Genomic DNA, 6,146 nt, shown 5'->3' with positions numbered 1-6,146 from the left:
CCCCCCCCGCCATTTATGTCCCATCAGGAAAACTGCACTATGAAAGCAGTCGCTTCATTGGTCTTTGGCATCGTTTGCGCAGTCGGCGCCGGTATTGTGGGAATTTCAGCAGCTTCTGCTGTGATGTCCAATCCGGAAGGCCAGCATTTAACGACACTCTCCGAGCCTGATCTCTGGACCTCTGAGCCTGTGCGGATAGACGTTGCAAAACAACAATATGAGCGGGTCGAGCCCGTCTATTCGAGCTACGTCACCGATCACGCTGGTGCCAGGATTGCGACGAAGACCCCGGTCGAACGCAGCTTGGAGGCGGATAGTGTACAGGAAAAGGTGGCCACAGCTGCAGCTCATCGCGACTGGTGCGTGCAACGATATCGCTCATACGATGAGGCCGAAAATACATATCGAAGCTTCAGCGGCGAAATACGGACCTGCGTATCGCCCTTCGCACCGCCATCTGCGGTCGCTCAGAGTGCAGACGAGGATCGGGCCACAGCAGACGTAGCCTGGTGCGCTGCACGCTACCGCTCTTATCGCGCCAAGGATAACACTTATCAGCCCTTCGACGGGCCGCGTCGCGCCTGCGTGCCATCAGCGCGTCAGGAAATGGCAGCAAACTAATGAGATGTTTCAGAGCAAGGAGATCACTATGCGGCTTTTGATCGTTGAAGATGAAGTCGACGTGGCTCTCACGATCGAGGATGTGGCCCTAGGCTTAGGGTTTGAAGTGGTTGGAATCGCGACCAACATGCAGGAAGCTCTGGAGATAGCTCCAGAAACGGAGATTGCGCTGGTCGACTTGCGGCTTGCCGATGGCATCACAGGTCCCGCAATCGCCCGCGCGCTTGTCGCCGGCTGGAATATCGGCGTGGTTTTTGTGACCGGCAGTCCTGAACTGAACGAGGAGGTCGATGGTCTGCTGACGATCGAAAAGCCGGCCACTCCGGACGTTGTCAAAGCCGCGCTTCAGGCAGCGGCGAAGTGGAGACGATCTCACGCCCACGCCTGACGCGCGGAGGCCGGCGAAAGGAGGTGGCTTTTCCGGAACTTTGGCGGTGAATCAAAAAGACGTGACACCATTTGCCGTACTGAAGTCGTCCTGCCGCATGAGGAATCCGGGCTGCGGCTCGAACTGGAAGGCCAACGCGTCAGCGACCATTACCAGCCTGTCACACAATCGCTGGATGCGCTGCTTTGAAGATTGATCGGCTTGGAGTCAGCGGCTTTATGTTTCAGGTGGCGCGGGCGAATGCGGTCACGGAGTGGCCACTGCGAGAACTTTTGTCCAACCGTCCAGCTGTTACGCCAATTTTGTCGAAGACGGTTGTCCCGACCGAAATCGATGCCCCGTCCTTCAACCGTTGCAGATGGCGCAGTGCTTCAATCCCTCTACTGATATATCGGAAGGTTCAGGGCGATGACGCCTTCCGGTTCATAAAAACCCTCGATCTCAGCAAGCAACTGTCCCTGTGGCGAACGACTGGCGCTTTACTGCGGAACTTACCGCGGAAACCTTCTCGAAACCCTTGCCTTGAGCGATCCGGCTTCCCAGGGAGGCAGGCAACCGCTTAAGCGTCATTCCAAACGTGATCGGCCCCCGTTGCCTCGAACGGCTCAATTCCCAACGCAGCGGTCTCAGGTTAGTCAATTCTCCGGTCTGGACATGCAGCGAGGTGATAAGCGTAGAGGCGACGCAGTCGGGCCCCAATGTTAACCGAGAGCCGGTGCCGGGGTCGCCGGCGGCAGAGCCGAAGTCATTCAGCCGTGCGGCGATCATCGCCACCGATACGCATCACCGATGCCCGGTTGACCAGGGCGCAATCGGCTTTTCTAACCTGTTGTTTCCCCCCCCTAGCAGATGATAGCGATGCGATAGCCCAGCCTCCCATCGTCCGATGCGGAAGGTCGACGCTCGTTAGCTGCGGTCTTATCTGCCGACAAATCTCGCTGTCGTCGTAGCCGACGAGCGAGATATCGTCAGGGACCTTCAGACCCATGTCCAGCAGCGCATTGAGGCAGCCGAGTGCCATCTGATCGTTCTGACAGAAAATTGCCGTTGGCGGCGTCTTCAGGGACATCAGCTGGCGCGTCGCGTCATAGCCTGAGGAGGGCGTCCAGTTTCCGCGCACAACATAATCAGGAACCTCGTCCAAGCGTCGCTCTGAAAGCGCCAGCCGGTAGCCGGCAAGACGAAGACCCGCCGCTTCCATAAACATCTCCCCAGTTATCGTCGCGATCCGCTGGTGGCCACGGTCAAGTAGGGTAGCAGTGGCGCGCCGACCGCCAGCGAGCTCGTCGGGAATGATTGAGGGATACTCGCCCCCCGATGTGTAGCAGTTCAGAAGGACCGCGGGCACTGGGAGCCTGCGCATGGCCGGGCTCAATTCAACCGGCCGGGTGAAGACTGACATGAAGACTATTCCGCCCACACCGGCCGCAAGCAGACGCTCGATAGCCAGTTCTTCATGCCTTTCACGGTCGAGGCTTTGGGCAACGAGTATCGTCACGTCCTGATCCCACGATACGATCCGCGCCCCTTCGATTGCATTGATTGCTTCAGGCGTCGTTGCAAGCTGATCGACGATGAAGCCGACGGAACTCCCGCGAAGGCTTTCGAGACCCGATCGTCTGACAGGACCTGACACCCCGTAGCCGAGGTCGCGAGCCGCAAGGATAACGCGAGCCTTGAGGTCGGCGGAGATCTGCACCTCGGTGACGTCGTTTAGGACCAGGGATACCGTTGCCTGCGAGCAGCCCGCCGCCTTAGCCACATCTGCCATGGTCACTCGCCGGGAAGGCTTGTCTCGTGATCGTCCGTTCAAAAGCGCACCTAATATTTATTAGCTTGACTGAAACTTATTAGTACCGCTACCGTACCTGCAGTTCAAGGAGGATAACACGATGAACGACAGTGCAAAAATTCTCAACGATGCACAGACGCTGCGGACGGATGGCATCGTCGGCTTGAAGGGGGCATTTGCGCCAGAATGGGCCGATCGTATGCGCGAAGACATGATGACGGCTTTTTGGGAAGCGATCCAGCGTCCAGGCGGCGCGGTGGGCCGAGGTCCGCGACGGTGGTATGTCGAGCTACATCCGCAGGCCTTCGGCGGATTTGTCGATCTTATCACCCATCCATGGGTCGTAGCCCTTTGCACCGAAGTTCTAGGCCCCGATTATCAGATAGTCGAAATTGGGCTCGACGTACCGTTTCAAGGAGCGAAGTTCCAGCCGTGGCATCGTGATTTTCCATCCCCACGGGACACGTATGAAGAAAAGAGGATCACGTCGCTCGCTTTCAACCTGACAGGGGTCGACGTGACCGAGGACATGGGGCCATTCGAAGTTGCTCCAGGCACACAGTATGACGACGGCAGGGAATGGAAGCATGAGATGTTTCCGGATAAATCGCTGTGGGGGCGCTTCAACGAGCGAGCCGTTCGGAAATATCCACGACGCGGTGACATTTCTTGCCGATCGGCACTGACGGTCCATCGCGGCACCGAACACGGCTCACCCATTGCCCGTCCGGTCATGGTGCTGGGGGTCGACGCACCAGGGGCGGGTCATGCCGAGATGCATGACATGATGGTGACACGCGATTGGTACGAGGCACTGCCCGACGTTGCGCGAGATCATCTTGTCTGCCGGGTTGTCGATGAGCTCGTCCCAATCACTCAGAAGCACGATATCGAAGGCCTTGTCATGGGGGCCGATCCAACTTGATCGTGATGAAGAAGACCGGGTGTGCTTTACCGCTTGACCGCGCCTCGCATCCGGGGATCCGGCTGTAGCGCTGGATCCCACTGTCGCGACTATCGCGGTCGCTCGGTCTTGATCATCCTAGATCCGTCCGCGTAATCTTCCGTCAACTGGCGTCAGCATCAACGCAGCGAACTCGGCGCAGGGAAGGGGGCGGGAATAGAGGTAACCTTGGAGATCGGTGCAGCCTGCGGCAATCAGAAAGTCTCGTTGTCCGACAGTTTCGACGCCTTCTGCGGTTGCCGCCTTCCCCAGTTTCCGGCTCAAAGCAATGACGGACGAGACGATGGTGGCTCCCTCCGCCTTGCTTCCGAGCAGCGTCACGAAAGAGCGGTCGATCTTGATCCTGTCGATGTTGATCTGGAGCAGGTGGCTAAGGGACGAGAAGCCGGTTCCGAAATCGTCGAGCGCAATTCGCACACCCTGAGAGCGAAGATTTCCCAAGGTTGACTGGACGGCGGCATCAACCTCGAACAGCGCAGCCTCTGTTAACTCAAGTTCAAGACGCGCCGGATCGAAGCCGGTTTCCTCGATGATGGACAGGACCTTGGAATCGAACCCGCGACGACGGAGTTGGGAGGGGGAAACATTGACCGCCACCGTCATCGTCTCGGGCCATGCTCTAGCCTCTTCTGCCGCCCTGCGCAGAACCCATTCGCCAAGCTGGTCTATCAGCCCAGCTTCTTCGGCAAGCGGGATGAACCTGTCGGGAGCAAGAAGCCCAAGCCGGGGATGACGCCACCGGACCAACGCTTCCGCCCCCGATATAGGCTCGCCGCGTGTTGCGCGGTGTACGGACTGGAAGAACAGCTCGAGCTTGCCAGCATCATCTTCCGGCCTCAGATCATTGCAGGCCGAACTTGGCATTTCGGTAAGAACCTTGCGGAGTTCCCTTGTGAGGTTTTCCCTCTCGCTGCCGCGGCTATCCATTGACACGTCATAGGTAACATATTTTCCGCGGCCGCTCGACTTTGCTTCATAGAGAGCGACGTCGGCTCGGCGTAAGGTCTCTCCTCTCTCAGCCGTCCCTTCGACGATACCGACGGCACCAATCGAGCATCCGATCCGCACGATGACGCCGCCGCCTGCCCGAAGTTCAAAGGGCGCGCTAAGCGTTTTTATGATCTGAAGCAGCAGTTCATTATCGCGTCCGGCGCTAACACCGGGCACAAGCAGTGCGAATTCGTCACCGCCCACTCTTGCAAGCGTATCTGCGTTCCCCAGAAGCTCCTGCATGCGCGCGACTGCCTTGATCAGCAATTCGTCGCCTGCCGGATGCCCGTAGGTGTCGTTGACCTCCTTGAACCTGTCGAGGTCGATGAGGGCGAGAAGGGCTTGGTTGCCATGGTGGCGGAGACCGTCGAGGCAGTGTTTAAAGCGTTCGGAAAATAGCGCTCTGTTTGGCAAGCCGGTGAGCACATCGTGGAGAGACAAGTGGCGTGCATGGTCCTCGCTCTGAGCAAGTTCCAAGAGGCTTTTCCTGAGCCGAACCATGAGGGCAAAGAAAAGGCCGCCGATCAGCACGCCTGCGAACGTCAGAAGCGGGGTCAGCCGCGCCACGACCCGGGATCCAGGCAGGTCAGGCGTCCAGATAATGAAGCCGATCGGTTCATGTGTCGCCGTGGCCTCGATTTGGAAAGCAACTTCGTTCGCCTCTGCATCAGCGGTTCGCGCATATCGAGCACCCGCCAGGCCTTGCTCCCGGCTCAAGGTATCAAGGGTGGGCCCATCCAAGAACCGGAACGCGGCAAGAAGCAACGGCTGGGACGTCCGGGATGCTGCGTCAATGGATGCTATGCCTGCTATCGACGGACGGCCTTCCAGGCGCATCAGATCGACGCGGATCGGTGCGTTTGCAGCGGCTGCTTCTTTTCCATGCAAGACGGTCCTGACCATTGGCAGGAGGAGCGGGCGGATCCATTTGTAACGTCGGGTCGTTTCCGGGTCCGAAGCGAAGGCCAGGTCCCCTGTGGGTGTTATCAAAAACGTCCCGTTGTAGCCGAACACGGTCTTGGACATGGTCGCAAACGCTTGTGCCGTGCCTGCATCGTCCTCATTGCTCATCGAGGCACTGGCTGAAATAAGTGAGGAGTATCCGGCCGCCATCAGCCTAAGGTCGTTGGAGACACGGTCGACCTGATCCTGCAAGCGGCTGTCGACCAGCTTTCGCTGACGGTCGAGCGCTGCGGCATCGCTTTCTTTTCCTGCCCAGAGGGCTGCAACAAAAACCAGCCCCAGGATCGCCAGCCCACTGATTGCGAGCAAGGCCAGTGTCGCACTTGACGATCGTGTTGCTCTTTTGGCCAGACGTTGTGGAAAATCATATGCGGACAAAGGTACCTCTCCCAGATTTTTCAATTCTGGAGGGCATAGATTACGAAAGG

5 protein-coding genes are annotated in these 6,146 nt (G+C 58.4%); 3 read left to right on the top strand and 2 right to left on the bottom strand.

What is annotated here, in order from left to right:
- Together ACODR6_RS30945 and ACODR6_RS30940 are read left to right on the top strand one after the other, a co-directional pair.
- Positions 1-621 (top strand): BA14K family protein (locus tag ACODR6_RS30945; protein WP_489026314.1); only part of this gene is annotated, 621 nt, incomplete at its 5' end.
- A 28-nt stretch (positions 622-649) separates the two neighbouring features.
- Complete coding sequence (locus ACODR6_RS30940) at positions 650-1,009, top strand: response regulator (protein WP_112715993.1); 360 nt, start codon at positions 650-652, stop codon at positions 1,007-1,009.
- 745 nt (positions 1,010-1,754) lie between these two features.
- Here ACODR6_RS30940 and ACODR6_RS30935 read toward each other — a convergent pair.
- On the bottom strand, positions 1,755-2,780 hold the full coding sequence (locus tag ACODR6_RS30935) for a LacI family DNA-binding transcriptional regulator (RefSeq protein ID WP_489026313.1): 1,026 nt from the start codon (positions 2,778-2,780) through the stop codon (positions 1,755-1,757).
- A gap of 121 nt (positions 2,781-2,901) precedes the next feature.
- On the opposite strand from ACODR6_RS30935, the gene ACODR6_RS30930 reads away from it, so the two are divergent.
- Positions 2,902-3,726, top strand: a complete 825-nt coding sequence (locus ACODR6_RS30930; protein WP_489026312.1) for a phytanoyl-CoA dioxygenase family protein — start codon at positions 2,902-2,904, stop codon at positions 3,724-3,726.
- 117 nt (positions 3,727-3,843) lie between these two features.
- Here the strand turns inward: ACODR6_RS30930 and ACODR6_RS30925 are convergent, their stop codons facing one another.
- Positions 3,844-6,096 carry a putative bifunctional diguanylate cyclase/phosphodiesterase gene (locus ACODR6_RS30925; protein ID WP_489026311.1) on the bottom strand — a complete coding sequence of 751 codons (2,253 nt, stop codon included), beginning with the start codon at positions 6,094-6,096 and terminating at the stop codon, positions 3,844-3,846.
- Between the last annotated feature and the right edge of the window lie 50 nt (positions 6,097-6,146).

Source organism: Rhizobium sp. FG96, assembly GCF_057808655.1.
This window is presented reverse-complemented; position numbering and strand designations above follow the sequence as displayed.

Bases quoted from the DNA above. Each gene is read 5' to 3' on its own strand.
- ACODR6_RS30940 (WP_112715993.1), top strand. From the start codon at position 650: ATGCGGCTTTTGATCGTTGAAGATGAAGTCGACGTGGCTCTCACGATC.
- ACODR6_RS30935 (WP_489026313.1), bottom strand. From the start codon at position 2,780: ATGGCAGATGTGGCTAAGGCGGCGGGCTGCTCGCAGGCAACGGTATCC.
- ACODR6_RS30930 (WP_489026312.1), top strand. From the start codon at position 2,902: ATGAACGACAGTGCAAAAATTCTCAACGATGCACAGACGCTGCGGACG.